The sequence below is a fragment of the Hydrocarboniphaga sp. FW305-C-57 genome (genome assembly GCF_058783045.1).
Genome location: NZ_JBYSYG010000001.1, coordinates 403,958 through 427,034, shown reverse-complemented (window position 1 = coordinate 427,034; position 23,077 = coordinate 403,958). Strand labels below are relative to the sequence as shown.

General features: G+C 67.6%; 19 protein-coding genes. 12 read left to right on the top strand and 7 right to left on the bottom strand.

Features of this window, described 5'->3' with window-relative positions; genetic code table 11:
* The first annotated feature begins 3 nt into the window (after positions 1-3).
* Together AC3WUM_RS02110 and AC3WUM_RS02105 are read left to right on the top strand one after the other, a co-directional pair.
* On the top strand, positions 4-477 hold the full coding sequence (locus tag AC3WUM_RS02110; protein ID WP_492408417.1) for a hypothetical protein: 474 nt from the start codon (positions 4-6) through the stop codon (positions 475-477).
* Positions 474-1,850, top strand: a complete 1,377-nt coding sequence (locus tag AC3WUM_RS02105) for a pyridoxamine 5'-phosphate oxidase family protein (protein WP_492408416.1) — start codon at positions 474-476, stop codon at positions 1,848-1,850. Before AC3WUM_RS02110 ends, AC3WUM_RS02105 begins: the two co-directional genes overlap by 4 nt.
* 6 nt (positions 1,851-1,856) lie before the next feature.
* On the opposite strand, the gene AC3WUM_RS02100 is transcribed toward AC3WUM_RS02105, so the two are convergent.
* Together AC3WUM_RS02100 and AC3WUM_RS02095 are read right to left on the bottom strand one after the other, a co-directional pair.
* Complete coding sequence (locus AC3WUM_RS02100; protein ID WP_492408415.1) at positions 1,857-2,552, bottom strand: hemerythrin domain-containing protein; 696 nt, start codon at positions 2,550-2,552, stop codon at positions 1,857-1,859.
* 170 nt (positions 2,553-2,722) lie between these two features.
* Positions 2,723-4,612, bottom strand: a complete 1,890-nt coding sequence (locus tag AC3WUM_RS02095) for a LysM peptidoglycan-binding domain-containing protein (protein ID WP_492408414.1) — start codon at positions 4,610-4,612, stop codon at positions 2,723-2,725.
* Between the two features lie 274 nt (positions 4,613-4,886).
* Here AC3WUM_RS02095 and pip point away from each other — a divergent pair, with 274 nt between their 5' ends.
* Both pip and AC3WUM_RS02085 read left to right on the top strand, forming a co-directional pair.
* The gene (gene pip, locus AC3WUM_RS02090; protein ID WP_492408413.1) at positions 4,887-5,834 is read left to right on the top strand and encodes a prolyl aminopeptidase; all 948 of its coding nucleotides are present in this window, start codon (positions 4,887-4,889) and stop codon (positions 5,832-5,834) included.
* A 161-nt stretch (positions 5,835-5,995) separates the two neighbouring features.
* A complete protein-coding gene (locus AC3WUM_RS02085) occupies positions 5,996-7,408 on the top strand; it encodes an FAD/NAD(P)-binding protein (RefSeq protein WP_492408412.1) in 1,413 nt (470 codons plus the stop codon).
* 24 nt (positions 7,409-7,432) lie between these two features.
* On the opposite strand, the gene AC3WUM_RS02080 is transcribed toward AC3WUM_RS02085, so the two are convergent.
* From AC3WUM_RS02080 to AC3WUM_RS02070, 3 genes are all read right to left on the bottom strand, one after another.
* A complete protein-coding gene (locus AC3WUM_RS02080) occupies positions 7,433-7,756 on the bottom strand; it encodes a hypothetical protein (RefSeq protein WP_492408411.1) in 324 nt (107 codons plus the stop codon).
* A gap of 54 nt (positions 7,757-7,810) precedes the next feature.
* Complete coding sequence (locus AC3WUM_RS02075; RefSeq protein WP_492408410.1) at positions 7,811-8,947, bottom strand: hypothetical protein; 1,137 nt, start codon at positions 8,945-8,947, stop codon at positions 7,811-7,813.
* A gap of 85 nt (positions 8,948-9,032) precedes the next feature.
* Positions 9,033-9,344 (bottom strand): EF-hand domain-containing protein, encoded by a 312-nt coding sequence (locus AC3WUM_RS02070; protein ID WP_492408409.1) that lies wholly within the window; start codon positions 9,342-9,344, stop codon positions 9,033-9,035.
* A gap of 190 nt (positions 9,345-9,534) precedes the next feature.
* On the opposite strand from AC3WUM_RS02070, the gene kdpF reads away from it, so the two are divergent.
* The 4 genes from kdpF to kdpC are packed head-to-tail and all read left to right on the top strand — an operon-like array spanning position 9,535 to position 13,950.
* Positions 9,535-9,624 (top strand): K(+)-transporting ATPase subunit F, encoded by a 90-nt coding sequence (gene kdpF, locus AC3WUM_RS02065; protein ID WP_492408408.1) that lies wholly within the window; start codon positions 9,535-9,537, stop codon positions 9,622-9,624.
* Between the two features lie 2 nt (positions 9,625-9,626).
* Positions 9,627-11,330 (top strand): potassium-transporting ATPase subunit KdpA, encoded by a 1,704-nt coding sequence (gene kdpA / locus AC3WUM_RS02060; protein WP_492408407.1) that lies wholly within the window; start codon positions 9,627-9,629, stop codon positions 11,328-11,330.
* Positions 11,331-11,342: 12 nt separating this feature from the next.
* Positions 11,343-13,361 (top strand): potassium-transporting ATPase subunit KdpB, encoded by a 2,019-nt coding sequence (kdpB, locus tag AC3WUM_RS02055; RefSeq protein ID WP_492408406.1) that lies wholly within the window; start codon positions 11,343-11,345, stop codon positions 13,359-13,361.
* Positions 13,362-13,386: 25 nt separating this feature from the next.
* Positions 13,387-13,950, top strand: a complete 564-nt coding sequence (gene kdpC / locus AC3WUM_RS02050) for a potassium-transporting ATPase subunit KdpC (protein ID WP_492408405.1) — start codon at positions 13,387-13,389, stop codon at positions 13,948-13,950.
* Positions 13,951-13,954: 4 nt separating this feature from the next.
* On the opposite strand, the gene AC3WUM_RS02045 is transcribed toward kdpC, so the two are convergent.
* Positions 13,955-15,430, bottom strand: coding sequence for an alpha-amylase (locus tag AC3WUM_RS02045; protein ID WP_492408404.1), 1,476 nt, complete (start codon positions 15,428-15,430; stop codon positions 13,955-13,957).
* A gap of 258 nt (positions 15,431-15,688) precedes the next feature.
* Here AC3WUM_RS02045 and AC3WUM_RS02040 point away from each other — a divergent pair, with 258 nt between their 5' ends.
* Positions 15,689-18,379, top strand: coding sequence for a DUF4118 domain-containing protein (locus tag AC3WUM_RS02040; protein ID WP_492408403.1), 2,691 nt, complete (start codon positions 15,689-15,691; stop codon positions 18,377-18,379).
* The gene (locus AC3WUM_RS02035) at positions 18,372-19,061 is read left to right on the top strand and encodes a response regulator (RefSeq protein WP_492408402.1); all 690 of its coding nucleotides are present in this window, start codon (positions 18,372-18,374) and stop codon (positions 19,059-19,061) included. Before AC3WUM_RS02040 ends, AC3WUM_RS02035 begins: the two co-directional genes overlap by 8 nt.
* Positions 19,062-19,065: 4 nt before the next feature.
* On the opposite strand, the gene AC3WUM_RS02030 is transcribed toward AC3WUM_RS02035, so the two are convergent.
* Positions 19,066-21,297, bottom strand: a complete 2,232-nt coding sequence (locus AC3WUM_RS02030) for a TonB-dependent receptor (protein ID WP_492408401.1) — start codon at positions 21,295-21,297, stop codon at positions 19,066-19,068.
* Positions 21,298-21,579: 282 nt separating this feature from the next.
* On the opposite strand from AC3WUM_RS02030, the gene pdxH reads away from it, so the two are divergent.
* Entirely contained in the window at positions 21,580-22,230 is a 651-nt protein-coding gene (gene pdxH / locus AC3WUM_RS02025) for a pyridoxamine 5'-phosphate oxidase (RefSeq protein ID WP_492408400.1), read from the top strand.
* A 55-nt stretch (positions 22,231-22,285) separates the two neighbouring features.
* Positions 22,286-23,074: a M48 family metallopeptidase gene (locus tag AC3WUM_RS02020; RefSeq protein WP_341918089.1), complete on the top strand. Its 789-nt coding sequence runs from the start codon at positions 22,286-22,288 to the stop codon at positions 23,072-23,074.
* Positions 23,075-23,077 lie beyond the last annotated feature (3 nt).

Below are 23,077 nucleotides of genomic sequence, written 5' to 3'. Positions count from 1 at the left end.
ATCGTGATCCTCGACGAGGACACGCGCCGCTTCATGCGCGGCCAGGTGTCGGTGATCGTCTCGGCCGCCGATGCGCGGCTCAACAGCAGCCTCGTGCGCGCGCTCGGTTGCCGCGTCGAGCAGGACGACGTCCGCGTGTTCCTGGCGGCCGAGCAATCGGCCCGCCTGCTCGACGACCTGCGCTCGGGCAGCTCGGTCGCGGTGGTGTTCTCGCAGCCGAGCACGCATCGCACCGTGCAGCTCAAGAGCCGCGATCTGCGGCTCGGACGCCTGCAAGCCGGCGACGAGGCGATCATCGAGGCCTACCGGCAAGGCTTCGTCGCCGAGCTGCAAAGCATCGGTCTGCCGGCGGCGCTCGCCGAAACGCTGCTGTGGCCCGGCGAGGCGCCGATCGTCGCGCTGGACTTCCGCGTCGCCGAGGCGTTCCTGCAGACGCCCGGGCCGAACGCCGGGCAGCCGCTCAAGGCCGGCGCGTGACGACCGCGCCCGCGCCACCGGCAGCGGACGACATCCGCGACTGCTGCGAAGGCGCGATCCCCGGCGTGCTCGCCACCTGCGCGCCGGATGGCACGCCCAACGTGAGCTATCTGTCGCAGATCGAATACCTCGACGCCGGGCATCTCGCGCTGTCGTTCCAGTTCTTCAACACCACGCGGCGCAACATCCTCGCGAACCCGGTCGCGCGGCTGCTGCTGATCCATCCGCTCACGGGCGCGATGTTCCGCGTCGGCCTGCGCTACGAGCGCACCGAAACCAGCGGGCCGCTGTTCGAACGCATGCGCGCCAAGCTCGCCGGCATCGCCTCGCACGAGGGCATGAGCGGCGTGTTCCGGCTGCGCGGCTCCGATGTCTACCGCATCACCGACATCGAGGCCGTTGCGGGCCGGCCGATGCCCGCGCCGCCGCGGCCCGCGAGCCGGCTCGCGGCCTTGCGCCGCAGCAGCGCGAGGCTCAATGCGGCGACCGATCTGGCCGCTGCCTTCGACGCCGTGCTCGACGGCCTGGTGTTCGACTTCGGCATCGAACAGGCGCTGCTGCTGATGCCCGACGGCAGCGGCACGCGGCTCTACGCGGTCGGCTCGCGCGGCTACGACGATTCCGGCATCGGCGCCGAAATTCCGCTCGGAGCGGGCGTGATCGGCATCGCGGCCGCGAGCCGCACACCGATCCGCATCAGCTTCCGCGCGCTGGAATATTCCTACGGCCGCGCGATTCGCGAGGCCGCGCTGCAGGGCGGCCTCGGCGACCGGCTCGAAACGCGGATTCCGTTTCCGGGCCTGGCCGAACCGAACAGCCAGCTCGCGGTGCCGATCCTGTCGACCGGCGCGGCGCCTGCGCTGCTCGGCGTGCTCTACGTCGAAAGCACGAGCATGATGCGCTTCTCGTACGACGACGAAGACGCGCTCGTCAGCCTCGCCGCCCAGCTCGCGCTCTCGATGCGCCTGCTGCAGGCCGCCGAGCCGGTGCCGATCGACGACGAGCCCGACGATCGTCCGGCTCCGCTCGCGAACGATGCCCCGCCGCTGGTCGTGCGCCATTACGCCGAGAACCACAGCGTGTTTCTCGGCGACAGCTATCTGATCAAGGGTGTCGCCGGCTCGATCTTCTGGACGCTGATGCGCGATCACGCGCACAGCGGGCGCACGGTGTTCTCGAACCGCGAGCTGCGCGTCGACCCGCGCATCGGCCTGCCCGATCTGTCCGACAACCTCGAAGCGCGGCTGATCCTGCTGCAGCGCCGGCTCGTCGAGCACGACGCCAGCGTGCGCATCGAGAAAACCGGTCGCGGGCGCTTTCGGCTCTGCGTACAGCGGCCGCTGCAGCTCATCGACGTTCCCGTTCCGGCTTGAACAGCCTCAGGCCGCGCGCAGGCTCGGCGCCGACAGCGCCGCATCGAGCTTGATCCAGTCGCCTTCGCGCAGATGCGCACGCGCGAGGTCGAGCACCGCCGCGAACACCGGCGCCGGTGCCATCGCGCGCATGCCGAACAGCAAGGCGCAGCGTTCGGCGTGGGCCATGTACGGCAGCATCCAGCGCAGCACGAGCATGGCTTCCCCGGGCGTCTGCGAGGCGACGATGCGATGTTCGAGATCGAGCAGCTGCGCGTCGCTGCAATGCGCCCACAGCTGCGCACCATGCACCACTTCCTCGTACTGCATGTGCGCGAAGTTCTCGCTCACGAACAGCGCGAGCTCGCGATACAGCTTCAGCGCGAGCGCCGGGCGCGCCGAGGCGTCGGCCGCTTCGAAGGCGTCGACCTGTGCTTCGAGCGTGGCGATCTCGCGCTCGTGCTCGACGTGTTCGACCGAAATGCGCGCCGCCGCGCCGATCGAGGTGCTTTCGAGCACCGGATGGATGAAGTCGTTCTCGTGGCCCAGATGCGCCCTCATGCAGCCGAGCAGGGCGCGCAGCTGGGCCAGCGCGGGCCCGGTGTCGGCGGCATCGCCCGCATCCATGCGGCCGATGGCGACGAGCGTGTCGGCCATGAAGGCGCGCAGGGCTTTGTGGATGCCGGCGTAGAGGTCGTAGCGCGGCGCGGTCGGGTGGTTCATCGGAAGCTCCTGGAGGAAAAATTCGAGGAGCGCAGTCTAGGAACGTGGCCTCGGCCGCATTCCTAAATGTTTCGTCAGCGAATCCTAAAAACTTCCTAATTCATTTCTTGGGCGAAATAAAACGCCTGGCGTTGCACCACTGCGCGATCGCGCGGTGCTCCGGCGATCCCTCAGCTCGACGGAATCCGCAGCTTCTGCCCCACGCGCAGATGGCTGCCGTCGATGCCGTTGGCATCGCGCAGCGAACTCACGCTGACCTTGTACTGCTTGGCGATGCTGCTGAGCGTCTGGCCCGAACGCACCTTGTGCGTGCGCGCGGCCTTGGCCTTGCTCCTGGCGGCCGGCTTGGCCTGCTCGCGACGCTCGGCCTCGACGACTGCGGTTTCGGCCCGCGTGAGGCTCGGCTTGGATTCGCCGACCGCCACGATCACCGGGCCCGGGCGACGTTCCTCGCGCGGCGGAACCTTGAGCAGCTGGCCGAGGCGGATCCGGTCGCTCTTGAGTTCGCTGGCGCTCTTGATCGCCGCCACCGAGACACCGTACTGCTTTGCGATCTTTCCGAGCGATTCGCCCTTGGCGACCTTGTGCAGCAGATAGAACGTGCGCTGACTGTCGAAGCGCTCGCTGCTGCCGAGCTTGGCGTAGCCGACGTTGAACGCGCTCGCGCGGCCGGCCGGAATGCGGATCACGTGCCCCGGCGGCACGTAGAGCTTGCCCTCGATGACCTCGGGCCGGTACGCCGGATTGAGCTTGCGGAACACCTCGTCGTCGGCGTCGCAGAGCCGGCGCAGGGTTTCGTACGGCACGTAGTGCTTGGTCTCGACGGTGTCGTAGCGCAGCGGCGCATTGCGCTGCAGCTGCTCGCCGAAATGCGTCTTCCATTCGCGCTCGACGTCGGAGGCGGCGAGGAATTCCGCATAGAAGTTCTGCGAGGCGAAGCCGAAGCTCTTGGCGTCGTAGCGTGCGATCAGGTCGGGCAGCGTGCTGCCGTTGACCTTCTGCAGCCCGCGCGCGATGCCGCCGCGGCCGTGGTTGTACGCGGTCAGCGCGAGCGGCCAGGCGCCGAGCGCGTTGTAGTCGTCGCGCAGGTGGCGCGCCGCGGCGTCGGTGCTCGTCCACGGATCGCGTCTATCGTCGACGACTTCGTTGAGGCGCATGTAGATCTTCGCGGACGAGGGCATGAACTGCCACAGGCCGGCCGCGCCGACCTTGGAATAGGCCTCGACGTTGAAGCTCGACTCGACCAGCGGCAGCCGCGTGAGCTGCACCGGCAGGCCGTAGCTGCGGAAGATGCTCTCCATCTCGGGCAGGTACTTGCCCGAGGTTTCGAGCGCGAGCGCGGTGCGCTCCTTGAGCCCGCGCTGGGCGCGCAAGGTGCCGACCGCATCGCGAAAACGGCGCTCGCCCGAGACGTCGGCATAGAGCTGCCAGACGCGGCGCTGTTCTTCGTTGAGCTGTTGCGGGCTGTCGCGGAGCTTGTCGACTTCTTCGAGCAGGCGGTTGTAGCGCGCCTTGGCGCGGGTCTCCTCGTCGTTCTTGAGCTTGGCGAGCGCGAACTTGTCGAGGCGCAGCGCCTCGGCGCGGAAATCGAGCACCTCGAACACCTTGTTCGGGTAGGTGCTCGAATGGATGGCGCTCTGGTGCTCCGAATACTGGCCGAACACCTTGGTCCAGAACGCGACCTTGGGCTTGAGCGAGTCGTAGCGCGGAAACTGCCTGGCATCGAGCGCCGGCGTCCTGCTGCCTTCGCGCGGTGCGGCGCTGCCGGCGACGGCCGGACTGGCGGCGGCCGGCGTGTTCGGAACCACGGCCTGCACGGGCGCCTGGCCGGGCGCTTCGACCGCTTCGGCAGGCACCGCGGGCCCGGCCGCGTCGGCGGCCTGGTCGACGACGTTCGTCACGGCTTCGACAGCAGCCGCAGGCTGCGTCACGACCGGATCGGAGCCAACCGGCGCGCTCAGTTGCGCGGCTTCGGCCGGTGCTGGTTGCGCCGCCTGCTGGGCGCTCGATGCTGCCGCGAAACCCAGCAGCAGCGTGGAAAACCAATGAATCCTGTGCACTGAAAACCCCGGGTGCGAGGCCGACCGAAGGCCGGCGAGAAGCTCACCGAACGATGCTAGCCCAGGCCTATCCGATGAACAAATGCTGTTCCGCAACAAGCACGTGCATGCGCCACAAGCCTACAAGCCGTTACCGAAACCCGGGCGCGTTTCGCGACCGGAACGAGCAGCGGCTGCGGTAAGCTAGCCCGATATCGATGTCGAAAATCCGCATGGGCCCGTCACCAAACCCGGGCCGGCCACCAGAACCTCCGCAAGCCTCCAAAGACCTGCCATGGGCCAGCCTTATCCTGCCGTCGAGCCGTACCGCACTCACCGTCTCAAGGTCTCCGACCTGCACGAGCTCTACATCGAGGAATGCGGCAACCCGCGCGGCAAGCCGGTGGTGTTCGTCCACGGCGGCCCGGGCGGCGGCACCGAGCCCTGGCACCGGCAGTTCTTCAACCCGCAGCTCTACCGCATCGTGCTGTTCGACCAGCGCGGCTGCGGCCGCTCGAAGCCGCACGCGGAACTGCGCGAGAACACCACTTGGGACCTCGTCGCCGACATCGAGCGCATCCGCGAGCTGCTCGGCATCGAGCGCTGGGTGGTGTTCGGCGGATCCTGGGGCTCGACGCTCGCGCTGGCCTACGCGCAGACGCATCCGGACGTGGTGCGCGCACTGGTGCTGCGCGGCATCTTCCTGCTGCGCCCCGAGGAGATCCGCTGGTTCTACCAGGAAGGCGCGAACTGGCTGTTTCCGGATGCCTGGGAGCACTACCTCAAGCCGATTCCGCGCGAGGAGCGCGACGACCTGCTGCATGCCTATCACCGTCGGCTGACCAGCGACGACGTCCAGGTGCGTCGCGAGGCCGCGCGCGCCTGGAGCATCTGGGAGGGCGCGACGAGCAAGCTGCTGCCGAGCCGCGACATGGTCGCCCGCTTCGGCGAGGACCACTTCGCCGAGGCCTTCGCGCGCATCGAGTGCCATTACTTCGTCAACAACGGCTTCTTCCGCGCGCCGAACCAGCTGCTCGAGGACGCCTACCGCATCCGCCACATTCCGGGCGTGATCGTGCAGGGGCGTTACGACGTGGTCTGCCCGATCAAGTCGGCCTGGGACCTGCACCGCGCCTGGCCCGAGGCCGACCTGCAGATCGTCGGCGACGCCGGCCACGCGGCGAGCGAACCGGGCGTGCTGTCGAGGCTCGTCGCAGCGACCGAGCGCTTCGCCTCGCTCTGAGCCTTATGCCGGAAACACCGCGAGAACTCGCGTAAAGCGGATTTTTAGACGGTTTCGATATTGGTGGACCGATCCTTGCGGCCGATAGGCTGCAAGGGTCCGTGCCTGGTCTGGCCGGCCTCGTTGCCCACAGCATCGAAGCGATCGCAAATGGAAACCACATGAAGACCGTCGTCATCATCGGAGCCGGCTTTTGCGGCGCGACCGCCTCCGCCCAATTGCTGCGCCAGGCCAGCGAGCCCCTGCGCGTGGTGCTGATCAACCGCTCGGGCCTGATGGCGCGCGGCCTGGCCTACGGCACGCGCACCGACGAGCACGTGCTCAACGTGCCGGCCGGACGCATGAGCGCGTTCCCGGACGACGACGACAGCTTCCTGCGCTACGCGCGACGCGAGGACCCTGAGCTGTCGGCCAACAGCTTCGTCTCGCGCCGGCTGTTCGGCGATTACCTCGAGTGGATCACGCGCGAAGCCGCCCGCTCGGCGCCCGCGGGCAGCGAGTACAAGCCGATGGTCGGCGATGTGGAACGCATCGAAGTGGTCGGCGACGGCGCCCGCGTGCACCTCAGGACTCGCCGGGTGATCGAGGCCGACCGCGTGGTGCTCGCCCTCGGCAACTTCGCCCCGGCCGATCCGCGCGTGGCGCCCGAGTACGAAGGCTTCTACAGCCACCCGCGCTACGTGCGCGACCCCTGGCGCGCCGATGCGCTCTACGTGGTCAAGCCCGACGAGCCGGTGTTCCTGATCGGCACCGGCCTGACCATGCTCGACACCCTGCTGAGCCTGCGTGCGCGCGGCCACCACGCGCCCGTTTACGCGTTGTCGCGCCGCGGCCTGCTGCCGCAGCCGCATCGCGAACTCGAAATCCACCCGCTCTACACGAGCGGACTGCCCAGGCGCCTGCCGAACACGCCGAATGCGGCCGACTACCTGCGCGCCCTGCGCCAGGAGCTCGAACTCGCGCAGGGAACCGACGTCGACTGGCGCGACATCATCGGCAGCCTGCGTGCGGCGACGCCGACGCTCTGGCAGGCGCTGTCGCTCAAGGAACGCCGCCGATTCATCCGCCACCTGCGCACCTTCTGGGACACGCATCGCCATCGCTGCGCCCCGGCGCTCGGCCGGCTGCTCGACGCGGAACGCGCCGACGGCAACCTGCAGGTGTTCGCCGGCCGCGTGATCGGCTATGAGGACCATGCCGATGGCGTCGACGTGCTCTGGAAACCGCGCGGCAGCGAACGTATCGAGCGCCTCGGCGTCGGCTGCGTGATCAACTGCACAGGCCCGGAAAGCGATACGCGCACGACCAGCGAAGCGCTGATCGCCCAGCTGCGCGACGAGGGCCTGCTGACGCCCGACGAACTCGGGCTCGGCCTGATCGTCGACGGCGACTACCGGCTCGTCGACCGCGACGGGCGCTCGTCGCCGGTGCTGCACTACGTCGGCCCGTTCCTGCGCGCCCAGCATTGGGAGGCGACCGCGGTGCCCGAGCTGCGCCGCCACGTGGCCGCGCTGTCGGCGGTGCTGCAGCGCTCGCTGCGCGAGCAGACCCGGCCGCTCGCGAGCGTCGGCTGAGCGAGCGCCCGGCGCTTCAGCCGCTTACGGAGCCGTCTCGGGCTCCGCGTCGAGATCGGCGGGCTCGGGCCCGTCCTTTTTCTTCTTGGCCTTCTTCTTGATCTCGAAGCTGCTCATCTCGCCGTAGGTGACCTTGTAGCCGTCGCCATAGAGCGCCTTGTTGGTCATGCGCGTGACGACGAAGCGATGCAGCTTGCCATTCTTGCTCGTGATCGAAACGTCGTCGCCGACATCGACGGCCTTGATGACCACCTCGGGCGAGGCGGCCACCTGCGTTTTCTTGTGGGAGCAGCCCGCGATCGAGAACGCGATGACCGCGGCGAGCGCGAGCTTGAGCAGGTCGGACATGGGAACTCCGTTCGGATAAAAGTTCACTGGGAAACTTCGCTCTGGCAGAGTTTCTCAGCCCGGTTCGAGATACAGCGAGCCGCCGTCGCCCGCATCGGCCGTGCGGACCTGCAGCGAGCCGTCGCCCTCGTCGATCCAGCCTTCGCCGTCGACCGGGACGCGGCGGCCATCGGCGAATTCGGTGTAGCCGCTCAGCCGATAGCGCGCGCTGCCGGCCGGAAGGCGCAGGCGCACCGAGCCGGAGGCCTTGCCGGGGCCGAGCCGCAGTTCGCTCGAAGCGCCGCCGTCGATGCTGATGCGCACGAGCTCGGCGCGCTGCCCGGGACCGAGCCGGTTGCGCACGAGCACCGAGCCGGCGCTCGACGCTCCATACGAGCGCGACGCCGATGCCGATCCCGCAGCCGCATAGGCATCCGCCGCGCGCAGCTCGGCTTCCGTGAGCCCGTAGTACGACAGCCTGTCGGTGCCGTAGCGGCGCTGCACCTCGCAGACGTTGACGCGCCCGTCGCGCGAGCTGGCGACCGAACGGCTGCTCGTCGATCGCGTCGAGCGCCTGGGCGGGGCGCTGCTCGTGGCCGGTGCGGCCTTCGCGGCGACGGCGGGTTTTGCGGGCGGGTTCGCGCAATCGCAGGGCGGCGGCCCGGCTTCGGCGGCCGAGGTGGCGGGCAGGGGCGCACTCGAAGGCTGCACCTGGGCCTGCAGTTGGGCCTTGACCTGCGCGAGGCTCCGGTTCGAGTCCACCGAGCCCGCAGTGACCGGCTGAGCGCCTTCCTCACCGACGGCGGCCTGCGTGAGCGAGCCCGGCTCGGGAGCCGCGGGCTTCGTCGTGGAAACCGGCGCCGGCTCGTCGACGATGCCGGCGGCGCGGCGCGCGTCGGCGGCCTGCTGGGCGACGGCGGCTTCGTTCCAGAGCGATTTCGGAACCGTCGGCGCAGCGTTGCCGCCGCCGATCGGCGGGGCGGCGTCCGAGGTCCACACCTTGGTCGCACCGCGCGGGGGGAAGATCCAGCCGGCCTGGTAGGCGATCGCGGCCAGTGCGACGGTCATCGCGAGCACGATGAGCCCGGCGCGACCCGAGGCATTCAACGGCACCCAGCTGCCGTCGGAAGGACGCGGCCGCTTGCCGGCCAGGCCCACGGCCAGCAGCGTCACCGCGATCAGCACACAGAGGATCAGCACCAGCGATTTCATTCGTGTCCCGGCTTAGGCTGTTTTCATTTATTTAAAATAGTTTTCCTTGCAACGCAAACAGCACACCCGTCGGCAGGCTGGCAATTCATCGATATCCGGAGCTCTGGCCCGGGCGAGGCATGCGGAAAACCGGGAAGCGCCCCGCCCTGACTTCGGTCCAGGACAGGAAGCCGCTGTGATCGGTGTCCATCCTATCGAAGTAGGGTGCGAGCTCCGGAATGGCCTCGAGCTCGCTCTTGCTGAGCTTGCCATCGTGATCGAGGTCGGCCGCCTCGAACTGCTGGAACGTGATCGGCCCTTCGTCGCGAACGGCAGGGCCGCCGCAGGCGGCCAGCAGCAGGCAGGCACCGCCGAGCGCGGCCAGCGGTCGGGCGGAAGAAAACAGGGGTCTGGGCATTCGGTGAATTCGGAAAATCGCATCCGGGTCGGGTGCGCAGTGTAAGACCCTGCGTCCGCATTTCGGTGCCCTCGCCCGCCTCGCGTCTTTATGCATTCTTTACATTCCGCGAAGCCGATCGGAATGGAGGCTTAGCGCCGCTCGTTTCGATACTGCCGCCCTCACTCGCCTCGACGAAAAGGGACGGCACATGACATTGGCATTCTGGTGGGGCGGCACGATCGCGGTCGGCCTGCTGGCCTATCTGCTCTACGCGCTGCTGCATGCGGAGCGGTTCTAGAAATGAACGCGCCCGATCTGCTGCAACTGCTGTTCTACACCGCCGCGCTGCTCGCGCTGTGTCCGCTCGCGGGCCGCTACCTGCAGGCCATGCTCGCGCCCGAGCGCGGCGGCGCGCTGGCCTTGCCCGAGCGCTTCGTCTACGGCGCCTGCGGCGTCGATGCGAACCGCGAGCAGAACTGGGCCGAATACGCACGCGCCCTGCTGCTGGTCAACGGCGCGGGCATCGCGCTGCTGTTCGCGATCCTGACGTTCCAGCACCGGCTACCGCTCAACCCGACCGGCCTGCCGGGGCTGTCCTGGCATCTCGCGCTCAACACCGCGATCAGCTTCGTCACCAACACCAACTGGCAGTCCTACGGCGGCGAATCGACGATGTCGATGTTCTCGCAGGCCTTCGGGCTCACGGTGCAGAACTTCTTGTCGCCCGCGACCGGCATCGCCGTCGTGCTCGCGCTCGTGCGTGGCCTCGTGCGCCGCGAGACTTCGAGCGTCGGCAATTTCTACGTCGACATGACGCGCAGCGTGCTCTACGTGCTGCTGCCGCTGGCGATCGTCTTCGCGCTGCTGCTGGTCTGGCAGGGCGTGCCGCAGAACCTCGAGGCCAGCGTCTCGGCGAGCACGCTCGAAGGCGCGCAGCAGACGCTCGTGCAAGGTCCAGTCGCTTCGCAGGAGGCGATCAAGATCCTCGGCACCAACGGCGGCGGCTACTACAACGTCAACTCGGCGCACCCGTACGAGAACCCGACGCCGCTCAGCAATGCGCTGCAGATCCTCGGCATTCTGGTGCTCGCGGGCGGCCTCGTGTTCCTGTTCGGCCGCATGGTCGGCGACAGGCGCCAGGCCTGGGCCTTGTTCGCGGCGATGCTGATCCCGCTGATGCTCGCGGTCGGCGCCTGCTGGTGGGCCGAAAGCCAGGGCAATCCGTTCGCGACCGCGGCCGGCGTCGATCCGGCGCTCGCGAACATGGAAGGCAAGGAAGTGCGCTTCGGCACGCTGTCGTCGGTGATCTACGCGGTGGTGACCACGGCCGCCTCGTGTGGCGCGGTCAACGCGATGCACGACAGCTTCACGGCGCTCGGCGGCCTCGTGCCGATGGTCATGATCCAGCTCGGCGAAGTGATCTTCGGCGGCGTCGGCTCGGGCCTCTACGGCATGCTCGTGTTCGCACTGCTGACGGTGTTCATCGCCGGGCTCATGGTCGGGCGCACGCCCGAATATCTCGGCAAGAAGATCGAGGCGCGCGAGATGAAGCTCGCCGTGTTCGCAGCGCTCACGCCGATGCCGCTCGGCATCCTCGTGCTCGGCGCCTTCGCGATCGCGCTGCCGGTCGGCGTCGCCGGTCTCGCCAATCCAGGCCCGCACGGCCTGTCCGAAATGCTTTACGCGTATACCTCGGCGACCGGCAACAACGGCTCGGCGTTCGCGGGACTCACCGCGAACACCGCCTTCCACAACACCCTGCTCGGCATCGCGATGCTGATCGGCCGCTTCGGGCCGATCGTGCCGATTCTCGCGATCGCCGGCTCGCTCGCGGCCAAGAAGCGCATTCCGCCTTCGGCCGGCACCTTCCCGACGCATGGCGCGATCTTCGTCGCGCTGCTGATCGGCGTGATCGTGATCGTCGGCGCGCTGACCTACTTCCCGACGCTCGCGCTCGGGCCGGTCGCCGAACATTTCTCAACGCTGGCCGACCAGCAGTTCTAAGGACTTCTCATCATGGAAACCTCCGCCTCCCTGCTGTCGCCTTCCTTGTTGAAACCCGCACTGATCGAATCGCTCATCAAGCTCGATCCGCGCAGGCTGTTCCGCAATCCGGTCATGTTCATGACCGCGGTCGTCGCCGCAGTGTCGACGCTCGCGAGCTTCACGGGCGGCGGCCAGTCGCTGGGCCTCGATCTGCAGATCGCGCTGTGGCTCTGGTTCACGGTGATCTTCGCGAACTTCGCCGAAGCGCTCGCCGAAGGCCGCGGCAAGGCGCGCGCCGATGCGCTGCGCTCCGCGCAGACCGAAACGCAAGCCAAGAAGCTCACTGGGCTCGACGACCGGCGCATCGAACTCGTCAGCAATCGCTCGCTGCGCCGCAACGATCTGGTGCTCGTCGAAGCCGGCGAGCTGATACCGGGCGACGGCGAAGTGATCGACGGCATCGCCTCGGTCGACGAATCGGCGATCACGGGCGAATCGGCGCCGGTGATTCGCGAATCGGGCTCGGACCGCTGCGCGGTCACCGGCGGAACGCGCGTGGTGTCGGATGCGATCGTCGTGCGCATCGGTGCCGATCCGGGCGAGAGCTTTCTCGATCGCATGATCGCGCTCGTCGAAGGCGCTTCGCGGCAGAAGACGCCAAACGAGATCGCGCTGACCGTGCTGCTGATCGGGCTGTCGCTGATCTTTTTGCTCGTGGTCATGACGCTGCCGGCCTGGGCCTCGTACGCGGGCATCTCGCTATCGGTGCCACTGCTCGCGGCGCTGCTCGTCACGCTGATTCCGACCACCATCGGCGGCCTGCTATCGGCCATCGGCATCGCCGGCATGGATCGCCTGTCGGCGCGCAACCTTGTCGCCAAGTCGGGCCGCGCGGTCGAAGCGGCCGGCGACGTCGACACGCTGCTGATCGACAAGACCGGCACGATCACCTTCGGCAATCGGCGAGCGACGCATCTGGTTCCGGTCGGCGATGCTTCGCGCGAGCAGCTCGCCACCGCGGCGCTTTACGCCTCGCTCGCCGACGCCACGCCCGAAGGCAAGTCCATCGTCGAACTGATTCGCGAACAGCAGCTCGCCGACGCCGATGCGAGTGCCATCGCGAACAGCATCGAGTTCTCGGCCTCGACCCGCCTGTCCGGCGCCGATCTGCGCGATGGCACGCAGCTGCGCAAGGGCGCGGTGCAGGCCGTGCTCAAGCAGTCCAATGTCAGCGCCGATGCGCAGACGACGAAGATCGTCGAGAAGATCGCGCGCAGTGGCGGCACGCCGCTCGCGGTGTCGCGCAACGGCAGGCTGCTCGGCATCATCGCGCTGAGCGACGTCGTCAAGCCCGGCATCAAGGCGCGCTTCGACGAGCTGCGCCGCATGGGCATCCGCACGGTGATGATCACGGGCGACAATCCGCTGACCGCCGCCGCGATCGCGGCCGAGGCCGGCGTCGACGATTACCTCGCCGAAGCCACGCCCGAGAAGAAACTCGAGCTGATCCGCAAGGCGCAGGCCGAAGGCCGGCTCGTGGCGATGTGCGGCGACGGCAGCAACGACGCGCCCGCGCTTGCGCAGGCCGACGTCGGCGTGGCGATGAACAGCGGCACGCCGGCCGCGCGTGAAGCCGCGAACCTGATCGATCTCGACAGCGATCCGACCAAGCTCCTCGACGTCGTGCTCGTCGGCAAGCAGATGCTCATTTCGCGCGGCTCGCTGACCACGTTCTCGATCGCAAACGACGTCGCCAAGTATTTCGCCATCGTGCCGGCGCTGTTCACGGGCGTTTATCCGGCTCTGCAGGCGCTCAACGTGATGCAGCTGCAATCGCCCGCGAGCGCGGTGCTGTCGGCGGTGATCTTCAACGCGCTGATCATCGTCGCGCTGATTCCGCTCGCGCTGCGCGGCACGCCGTACAAGCCCGCGAGCGCCTCGCAGTTGCTCGCACGCAACCTCGGCCTCTACGGCCTCGGCGGCCTCGTCGCGCCGTTCATCGGCATCAAGCTCGTGGACCTGGCGATCAATGCGCTCGGTTTGGTTTGAAGCTTTGCACCTGGAGACTCATCCCATGCTTAATTCCTTACGCCAAGTCGGCGGTTTTCTTCTGCTCATGACGCTCGTCACCGGCGTGCTGTATCCCGCGATCGTCACCGGCGCCGCGCAGTTACTGTTTCGCGATACGGCCAACGGCAGCCTGATCGAACGCGACGGCAAGCTCGTCGGCTCCGCACTGATCGGCCAGAACTTCAGCGGCGAAGGCTATTTCCATCCGCGTCCGTCGTCGGCCGGCAAGGACGGCTACGACGCCGCGGCGTCGAGCGGCTCGAATCTCGGCGTGTCGACGAAAGCGCTCAATGAGACGATCGCGCAGCGCGTCGAGGCGCTACGCCATGACGATCAAGCCGTACCGGCCGATCTCGCGATGGCCTCGGCAAGCGGTCTCGATCCGCACTTGTCACCGGCTGCGGCGGCGTATCAGGTCGATCGCGTCGCCGCAGCACGCAAGCTGCCGCGCGAGCGCGTCGAAGCGCTCGTCACGCAGTACACCGAAGGCCGTCAGTTCGGCTTCCTCGGCGAGCCGCGCGTCAACGTGCTCGGCTTGAATCTCGCGCTCGACGCGCTGCCGCGATGAGCCGCTATTGTTCCGCAGGCACCCAGACCGACACCGAACCCGGCGGGCACGCAAACTCGCCCCAGCCGTCCTCGCCGGTTTCGACGGGCGTGTCGATGTGCCCGGTGATGTCGACGTAGCGGCGCTTGGGCTGGCCGATCTCCATGCGCCGCACGCCGCCTTCGCCATTGCTGAGCACCACGGCCATGCCGCCCGGATGCTCGGCGTCGCCGAGGCGCGTCCAGCCGATGCAGTGTGCGTCTTCGAAGTAGTCGAACTGATCGCCATAGGCATGGGCATGACGCGCCTGGAGATAGCGATCGATCAGGAACTGGTGGCTGTCCATCCAGACTTCGTGCTCGTTGCCGTCGGGACCGCTGTCCTTGTAGTGCGCACCGTAGTAATCCGGAAAGAACAGGCAGGGATAGCCATCGCGGCGCAGCAGGATCAGCGCGTAGGCGAGCGGCTTGAACCAGGGCTCGACGACCGATTCGAGCGACTGCAGCGGCTGCGAATCATGGTTGTCGACGAGCGTCACCGCGAGCGCGGGCTGCTGGGCCACGAGCGAGTTGTCGAAGATCGTGCGCAGGTCGTAATCCTGGCCGGCCTTGGAAGCGACGTGGAAGTTGTTGTGCAGCGGCGCATCGAACAGCGAAATCTGGCCGTAGGTGCGTTCGATGAAGTGATGCAGGGCCTCGACGTCGTAGGACCAGTATTCACCAACCGCGAACAGATCGCGCGAAGTCTCCACGCGCAGCTCGTGCAGCCAGGAGAGAAAGAATTCGGCATCGACATGCTTGACCGCATCGAAGCGAAAGCCGTCGACACCCGTAGCGTCGAGATACCACAGGCCCCAGCGCTTGAGCTCCTCGCGCACCTGCGGATGGTCGGTGTCGACGTCGGCGCCCATCAGAAAATCGTAGTTGCCGTTCTCCTGGTCGACGTCTTGCGAGAACGATTTGTTTTCGACAAGGAAGATCGCCGGGCCCTGGCCGGTGTTCAGATCGAAGGCGGTGAAGTGTTCGGCCGACCAGCGCATGTCCGAATGCAGGCCGCCGCGTCCCGGGAACGTGAAGCGCGTCCAGGCTTCGACTTCCTCGGCCTCGGGCGAAACCCGCGTGCGATCACTCATGTCGACCCGGTGCGCGCGCACGGTTTCGGTTTCGTCGGCGCCCATGCGATGGTTGAACACCACGTCGGCGTAGACGCGGATGCCGTTTTCCTTGAGCGCCCCAATGGCTTTCTGATACTCGTCGCGCGTGCCGTACTTGGTGCGCACGCTGCCCTTCTGATCGAATTCGCCGAGGTCGAACAGGTCGTAAACGCCGTAGCCGACATCCTCGGCACCACGCGTGGCCTTGTAGGCCGGCGGCAGCCAGACCGAAGTCACGCCGAGCTCCTTGAGCTTGGGCGCATCGGCCGCGGCGCGCTGCCAGAGCTCGTCCGTGGCGTCGAGATACCAGTGGAAGTACTGCATCATCACGCCGTTGATCTGACTCACCGCATTCCCCCAGCCACATTGTCGACAAACTCAGTGACTGAACTGTGTGCAGGCGCAGCCCACGCGTCGCTGAACGATGCTGTCCTCTCTCCCGCTTGCGGGAGAGAGTCCCTGCGCAGCAGGGGAGAGAGGGTGCGCCCGAAAAGTGCGCCCACTTTCCAAGCTGGCCCTCTCCCGGTCCTTCGGACCACCCTCTCCCACGAGTGGGAGAGGGGACAAGCTCGTCTCATGACAGCAACCGGCGCCTAGAATCCGCGCATGACCGACCCCGCCCGCCCCTCGCCCGACACGCTGCTGCTCGAAGCGCAGCGCGAAGGCCGCGGCCGGCTCAAGGTTTTTCTGGGCGCCTCGCCGGGCGTCGGCAAGACCTACGACATGCTGCGGGCCGCGCAGGCGGCGAAGGCCAAGGGCGTCGACGTCGTCGTCGGCATCGTCGAGACGCATGGGCGGCGCGAAACCGAAGCCCTGCTCGAAGGGCTCGAAGTGCTGCCGCGGCGCACGCTCGACTATCGCGGGCGCACGCTCGGCGAGCTCGATACCGATGCGCTGATCGCACGCAAACCGCAGCTCGCGCTGATCGACGAGCTCGCGCATTCCAACGTGCCAGGCAGCCGGCACGTGAAACGCTGGCAGGACGTCGAGGACGTGCTCGCGGCCGGCATCGACGTGCTCGCCACGCTCAACGTGCAGCATCTCGAAAGCCTCAACGACGTGGTGCTGCGCATCACCGGCGTGCGCGTGCGCGAGACGCTGCCCGACACCGTGCTCGAACGCGCCGACGAGATCGAGCTGATCGACCTGCCGCCCGAGGAACTGCTGCGCCGGCTCGACGAAGGCAAGGTTTATCTCGGCGAACAGGCGCAGCGCGCGCGCGAAGGTTTCTTCTCGCGCGGCAACCTCACTGCGCTGCGCGAACTCGCGATGCGCGCGGCGGCCGAGCGCATCGATCAGCAGATGCTCGCGTATCGGCAACGCCATGCGGTCAGCGAGCCCTGGCCCGCGCGCGCGCGCCTGCTCGTCTGCGTCGGCGGCAAGGCGATCGATCGCAGCCTGATCCGCAATGCGGCGCGGCTCGCGGACACGCGCGGCATCGCCTGGATCGCGGTGCACGTGATCGACTCGCGCGCCCATCGCCTGCCGAACGAGGCCAAGGACCGCGTCGCCGAAACCCTGCGCCTGGCCGAGGCGCTCGGCGGTGAAGCGGTGACGATTCCGGGCGAGAACGTGGCCGCCGAAGTGCTCGGCTATGCGCGCTCGCGCAACGTCACCCAGATCGTGGTCGGGCAATCGAAGCCGATGCGCGCCAGCTGGCGCCGGCGACGCTCGCTCGCGCATGCGCTGCTGCGTTCGGGCGCGCCGTTCGACATCACTGTGGTACCGACGCAGACCGAAGCGCGCGATACGTCGACGGCGCGCGATCCGATCGCGGCCGAGCGCTGGCGCTGGCAGGATCATCTGATCGGCCTGACGCTCGTCGCCGCGTCGACCGTCGTCGGTCTGTTCGTCGACCGCTGGATCGGGCTCGAGAATCTGGCCCTGCTCTATCTCGTCGCGGTGCTCGTGAGCGCGGTTCGCGCCGGCCCGCTGCCGGCCATCGTCACGAGCATCGTCGCGGCCTGCAGCCTCGATTTCTTCTTCACCGAACCGCGCTATACGCTCAATCTGCAACGCCACGAAGACGTGATCACGCTCGCGGTGTTCCTGCTCGTCGCCGTGCTGATGGGCCGGCTCGGCGGGCAGTTGCGCAGCCAGATGCAGGCCCTGCGCAAGACCGCGCGACGCAATGCCAACCTGAGCGATTTCGCACGCCGCGTCGCCGGTGCGCTCGGTCGCGACGAAGTCGCGCGCATCATCGCCGAGCACGTGCAGGCGACACTCGACCTGCCTTGCGTCGCGATCATCGAGCGTCCCGCCGAAGCGCTGCGGCCGGCGGCGCGGCGCGGCATCGGCCCCGATTACCAGTTTCGCGAAACCGATCGCGCGGCCGCGCACTGGTGCTGGGATCATCGGCAGCCGGCCGGCTACTCGACGCAGACCTTGCCGACTTCGCAATGGCTGTTCGTGCCGATGGCGACCGCGCAGCGCGTGGTCGGCTTGCTCGGCCTGCATCTGCACGAGCGCAGGCGTCCGCCTTCGGCCGGGCAGCGCCGACTGCTCGATGCGCTCGCCGACCAGGCCGCGGTCGCGCTCGAGCGCGTGATGCTGTCCGCCGAGATCGAGGACCAGCGCGTCAGCAGCCAGGGCGAGGAGCTGCGCGCCGCCTTGCTGTCTTCGGTGTCGCACGATCTGCGCACGCCGCTCGCCTCGATCCTTGGCGCCGCGACGAGCCTGCAGACGCAGAACGAGCGCCTCACGAACGACGATCGCGCGGCCCTGCTCGATACCGTCGTCGAGGAATCCGAGCGTCTCAATCGCTTCGTGCAGAACCTGCTCGACATGACCAGGCTCGGCTACGGACGCATCGAAGCGCGCTGCGAATGGTGCGATCTGCGCGAGATCGCGGGACGCGCGCGCAATCGCCTGCGCCGTGAACTCGCCGGGCGCGAGGTGCCAATCGAGAGCAGCGGCGATCTGCCGCTGGCCTGGTGCGACCCGCTGCTGCTCGAGCAGGCGCTCGTCAACGTGATCGACAACGCGGCCAAGTATTCGCCGGCCGGCTCGCCGATCGAGATCGCGCTGAGCACGCAGTCGCAGTGGTTGCTATTGCGCGTGCGCGATCACGGCCCTGGCGTGCCGGCGGCCGATCGCGAGAAGATCTTCGACATGTTCCATCGCGTGCAATCGCAGGATCACACCGCGCCCGGCACCGGCCTCGGGCTGGCGATCTGCCGTGGCCTGCTCGCAGCGCAGGACGGACAGGTGCGCGCGCTCGCGCCGCCCGACGGCAACGGCGCGCTGATCGAGATGCGCCTGCCGCGCAAGACGCCGCCCGAGGTGCGCGATGACTGAAGCGATCCGCGTCCTGGTCGTCGACGACGAACCACAGATTCGCAAGCTGCTGCGCGTGAGCCTCGGCGCCGAATCGCTGCAGGTGATCGAAGCCGCGAATGCAGAAGCCGGTCTCGCCGCGCTCGCACACGACAGGCCCGACGTGATGATTCTCGATCTGGGCTTGCCCGACGCCGACGGGCTCGATCTGATTCCACGCATTCGCGAAAGATCGAGCGTGCCGATCATCGTACTGTCGGTGCGCGACGACGAAGGCGGCAAGGTGCGCGCGCTCGACGCCGGTGCGGACGACTACCTGACCAAGCCCTTCGGCATCGCCGAACTGCTCGCGCGCATCCGCGCGGCGCTGCGCCATCGCCTGCAGGCGAGCGGATCGCAACCGGTGATCGAAACCGGCGCGCTGCGCATCGACCTGACGCTGCGACGCGTCACGCTCGATGGCATCGAGCTGCGCCTGTCACGCAAGGAGTACGCGATCCTCGCCGTGCTCGCCAGGCACGCGGGCCGCGTGATCACGCAGCCGCAGCTGCTGCGCGAAGTCTGGGGCAAGGTGCACGAGGACGACACGCAATACCTGCGCGTCTACATCGGCCAGTTGAGACAAAAACTCGGTGACGACGCAGCGGCTCCGCGCTACGTCGTCACCGAGCCCGGTGTGGGCTATCGCTTGAAGATGCCGTGAGGCTTCAGAAGTCCACCGAGGCCGACAGCGTGACGGTGCGCGGAGCGGCCAGCACCAGATAGTTGCTGCCCGGGAAACCACCGGCCGAAGCCCAGTAGTCGCGTCCAGCGACGTTGTCGATGCGAGCACGCAAGCTCACGTTGCGCTCGCCGACGTTGAAAGCGTAGCGGGAACCGAGGTCGAAGCGCGTCCACGACGGAATGTCGAGCGAGCCATCGGCCGAAGCGGTCTGCGAGCCGGTATAGACCACGCGCGCGTCGAGCGTCAGGCCAGCGAGCGACCGCAGGTCGTATTCGACGCCGAGGTTGGCCTGGGTCTTCGGCACGCCGGTCGGACGCTCGCCCTCGTTGAGACCGCCGGTCGTCTTGCGCATCTCGGCATCGATGTAGGTGAAGCCGCCGAGCACGCGGTAGCCGTCCAACGGCTGACCGAACCAGCTCAGTTCGACGCCCTGGTGACGCTGTATGCCGTTGGCACCGAAAACGTTGCTGCTGTCGACGATGCCGCTCTGCTGGTCGATGCGGAACAGTGCGACCGTCGCACCGAGATTGCCGCCATCGTACTTGCTGCCGACTTCGTACTGCTCGGACTTGAACGGCTTGAGCACATCGCCGAAGTTGTCAGCCGTGCTCGGCGCAGCCTGACCGCGCTGCAGCGCCTGTGCGTAGTTGGCATAGAGCGAAACCTTGCTGCTCGGCTTGACCACCAGCGCGAACACCGGCGTCACCGTGCTTTCGTCGTAACGCTCGGTCTGGTCGCCCGAGTCTATGTTGTAGAGCTTCTGGTCGATGGCCTGATAGCGCGCACCGACGAGCGCCAGCAGGCGCTTGTCGAAGAACGCGAGCAGGTCGGCTACGGCGACGCTGGACGTCTCGGTCTTCTCGGTGGTGAGCGGATCGTCCATCACGCCGCCGGTAAAGAAGCTGCGGTCGCTCGTGATCGCCTGCGGATTGTCCATCGTGCCGGCGTCGTAGCCGCTGAAGTTGCCGAAAGCGTAGGCGTTTTTGAGGTCGAGCCGGTATGCGTTGGCCGACAGGCTCAGGCGATGGCCGATCGAGCCGGTCTTGAACTCGGTACGCAAGCCGATTTCGCCGGTGGTGACGAGGTCTTCGCGATAGTTCTCGAAGGCGTACGCCGTCAGCTTGCCGTCCGCATCGACGTTGGGATTGGCAAGCAGGTTGTGCTCCTCGGTGTCGCGCATACCGAACGCACCCCAGACCACAGTGTTCCTGGTGATGTCGTATTCACCACGCGCCACGCCGAACAGGTCTTTTTCCTCGGCGTAGGTCCAGTCCTGCGCGAAGTTGTTCTTGGCGTCTGGCGCATCGGGAACGCTGGTGCCGATCGGCGTCAGGCTCGGGCGCGGCGAATCGGCGCGCTGATCCTGGTAACCGGCGTCGGCCGACAAGCGAAAGCGATCACCACGGTAATCGAGGCCTAGCGAGCCGACGCCCAGGCGACGCTCTTCGTCATCGACGGCCGTCTCGCCGTCACGGAAGATGCCGTTGGCGCGCATGCCCCATTCATTGTTGTCGCCGAAACGGCGCGCGACGTCGGCCGTCGCATAAGCCTGCGCATCGCTCTCGTAGCCGACGGTGATGCGGTTGAGGTCTTCGTCCGGCGCACGCTTGGGCACCAGGTTGATGGTGCCGCCGACGCTGCTGCCGCCCGGCGCCGCACCGTTGAGGAATGAGTTGGCGCCACGCAGCACTTCGATGCGTTCCATCAGTTCGGCCGCGACGTACTGGCGCGGCAGCAGGCCGTAAAGACCGTTGAACGACAAGTCGTCCGAGTACATCGGGAACCCGCGGATGACGTACAGTTCCTGGAAGTTGCCGAAACCACGCGCCACGCGCACCGCCGGATCGTTCTGCACCACGTCGGCGACGCTGCGCGACTGCTGGTTGCGGATCAGATCGGCCGTGTAATTGGTGCTGTTGAACGGCGTGTCCATGACATCGAGATTGCCAAACAGCCCGACGCGGCCGCCCTGCGCGACCTGACCGCCCGCATACGGCCTGCTCAGGTCGACCTGCGAGCCGCTCGCGATGACGAGGACTTCGGCCGGTTCCGCGGCTGCGGCCGCAGGAGCCGCCGCGGCCTCGGTCGCCGATGCGGTCGGCTCGGCTGCTTTTTGCGCCGCTTCCTGAGCCGAAACCGTCGTGCTCGCCAGGGTGCTCAGCAGCAGCGGGAAACCGACGCGGGCGGCCGCGGCGGCCAGTAAGGTCTTGCGCATGGACGAGAGTCTCTAGGGTGGGAAGGAGTGGCGATCGACTGGGTCGGGTCATGCCCGTCGCCTTGTTGATAATGATTATCAAATCATTCGGCGCCGTCGGGCAAGCCGATGTCGGTCTCCGGCCGGCCCCGGGGGCTAGAGAAAAGCGCCCAGCGCGGCGGCGAACGTGCCGATCGGGAGACGAGGCCGTTCGATCACCGTCGCCCGTGCACATTCATCTTGCTCGCCGAGGTTTTTCGCTAGGCTTGGCGCCCCGAGCTCGCCTTCCGGTCGTTCCGACTCATGTCCCAGCCTTCGACTCCCGCCCCGCAGTACACGCGCAATCCGCCACTCCACGAGGCCGACTTGCTGTCCGATCCGCTCGCCCAGCTCGAGGCCTGGATCGAGGCCGCGCGCGCCGTCGGCATGATCGAACCCGGCGCGATGACGCTGGCGACCGCCGATGCGCAGGGCCGGCCGTCGGCGCGCATCGTGCTGTTCAAGGGCTACAAGGACGGTGGCGTCTGCTTCTACACCAACTACGAAAGTCACAAGGGCCGCGATCTGGCCGCTAATCCGCAGGCCGCGCTGGTGTTCTGGTGGGACAAGCTCGAACGCCAGGTGCGCATCGAAGGCCGCGTCGAAAAGCTGCCGCGCGAGGACGCGCAGCGCTACTTCCACAGCCGCTTCCGCGATTCGCAGATCGGGGCCGTCACCTCGCGCCAGTCCGCGGTGGTGGCCTCGCGCGCCGAGCTCGACGCCCGCTTCGAAGCCAACGCACAGGCGCTCGAAGGCAAGGACGTGCCGATGCCCGATTTCTGGGGCGGCTACCGGCTGCAGCCCGAATCGGTCGAATTCTGGCAAGGCCGCGGCGGCCGCCTGCACGATCGCCTGCGCTATGTCGCGCTCGATGGCGCCGTCGACCGCTGGAAGATCGAACGACTGGAACCCTGACCCGGGCCGCTGTCACACTCAAACCCGTCCACGCTGCACGCAAGCAAAAGCGCCCATGACCCGAACCCAACTCGCCATCTCGCTCGCCGTCGCCGCCTCCCTCGTCGCCTGCGCGACCTCGCCGCTCGGCCGGCGCCAGCTCAAGCTGGTGTCCGATTCCGAGGTCTCGCAGATGGGCATCCAGTCGTTCGCCGAGCTCAAGCAGAAGACGCCGGCGACCAAGAACACCACGCAGGCCGCCTATGTGCAGTGCGTTTCGAACGCGATCACGCGCGTGATTCCGTCGATGAACTGGCACGTGCCGGTGCCGGCGAGCTGGGAAGTGGTGACCTTCCAGAGCGACGACGTCAACGCCTTCGCGCTGCCGGGCGGCAAGATCGGCGTCTACACCGGCCTGCTCAAGGTGGCGACGACGCAGGATCAGCTCGCTGCGGTCATCGGCCACGAAGTCAGCCACGTGCTCGCCGGCCATTCGGCCGAGCGCGTGTCGTCGAATGCGGTCGGCTCGCTCGGCACCGCGGTGGCCTCGGCCTATTCGGGCATCGACGCCAAGACGCTCAGCGGCGTCACCCAGACCTTGTTCCTGCTGCCCTACTCGCGCTCGCACGAATCCGAGGCTGACCTGCTCGGCATGGACCTGATGGCCAAGGCCGGCTTCGATCCGGCCGCCTCGATCGCGCTCTGGCAGAACATGTCCAAGCTCGGCGGGCAGAAGCCGCCGCAGATCATGTCGACCCACCCGTCGAACGAAACCCGCATCCACGATCTCAGCAAGCGACTGCCGCAGGATGAGCCGCTGTACCAGCAGGCGCGCGCCTCCGGCCTGCGCCCGAACTGCATGTAGACG

What these genes read in the sequence shown, in the direction of transcription:
- AC3WUM_RS02100 (WP_492408415.1), bottom strand. Translation starts at nt 2,552, where the DNA reads ATGAACCACCCGACCGCGCCGCGCTACGACCTCTACGCCGGCATCCAC.
- pip (WP_492408413.1), top strand. Translation starts at nt 4,887, where the DNA reads ATGGGCCAGCCTTATCCTGCCGTCGAGCCGTACCGCACTCACCGTCTC.
- AC3WUM_RS02085 (WP_492408412.1), top strand. Translation starts at nt 5,996, where the DNA reads ATGAAGACCGTCGTCATCATCGGAGCCGGCTTTTGCGGCGCGACCGCC.
- AC3WUM_RS02080 (WP_492408411.1), bottom strand. Translation starts at nt 7,756, where the DNA reads ATGTCCGACCTGCTCAAGCTCGCGCTCGCCGCGGTCATCGCGTTCTCG.
- AC3WUM_RS02075 (WP_492408410.1), bottom strand. Translation starts at nt 8,947, where the DNA reads ATGAAATCGCTGGTGCTGATCCTCTGTGTGCTGATCGCGGTGACGCTG.
- AC3WUM_RS02070 (WP_492408409.1), bottom strand. Translation starts at nt 9,344, where the DNA reads ATGCCCAGACCCCTGTTTTCTTCCGCCCGACCGCTGGCCGCGCTCGGC.
- kdpF (WP_492408408.1), top strand. Translation starts at nt 9,535, where the DNA reads ATGACATTGGCATTCTGGTGGGGCGGCACGATCGCGGTCGGCCTGCTG.
- kdpA (WP_492408407.1), top strand. Translation starts at nt 9,627, where the DNA reads ATGAACGCGCCCGATCTGCTGCAACTGCTGTTCTACACCGCCGCGCTG.
- kdpB (WP_492408406.1), top strand. Translation starts at nt 11,343, where the DNA reads ATGGAAACCTCCGCCTCCCTGCTGTCGCCTTCCTTGTTGAAACCCGCA.
- kdpC (WP_492408405.1), top strand. Translation starts at nt 13,387, where the DNA reads ATGCTTAATTCCTTACGCCAAGTCGGCGGTTTTCTTCTGCTCATGACG.
- AC3WUM_RS02040 (WP_492408403.1), top strand. Translation starts at nt 15,689, where the DNA reads ATGACCGACCCCGCCCGCCCCTCGCCCGACACGCTGCTGCTCGAAGCG.
- AC3WUM_RS02035 (WP_492408402.1), top strand. Translation starts at nt 18,372, where the DNA reads ATGACTGAAGCGATCCGCGTCCTGGTCGTCGACGACGAACCACAGATT.
- AC3WUM_RS02030 (WP_492408401.1), bottom strand. Translation starts at nt 21,297, where the DNA reads ATGCGCAAGACCTTACTGGCCGCCGCGGCCGCCCGCGTCGGTTTCCCG.
- pdxH (WP_492408400.1), top strand. Translation starts at nt 21,580, where the DNA reads ATGTCCCAGCCTTCGACTCCCGCCCCGCAGTACACGCGCAATCCGCCA.
- AC3WUM_RS02020 (WP_341918089.1), top strand. Translation starts at nt 22,286, where the DNA reads ATGACCCGAACCCAACTCGCCATCTCGCTCGCCGTCGCCGCCTCCCTC.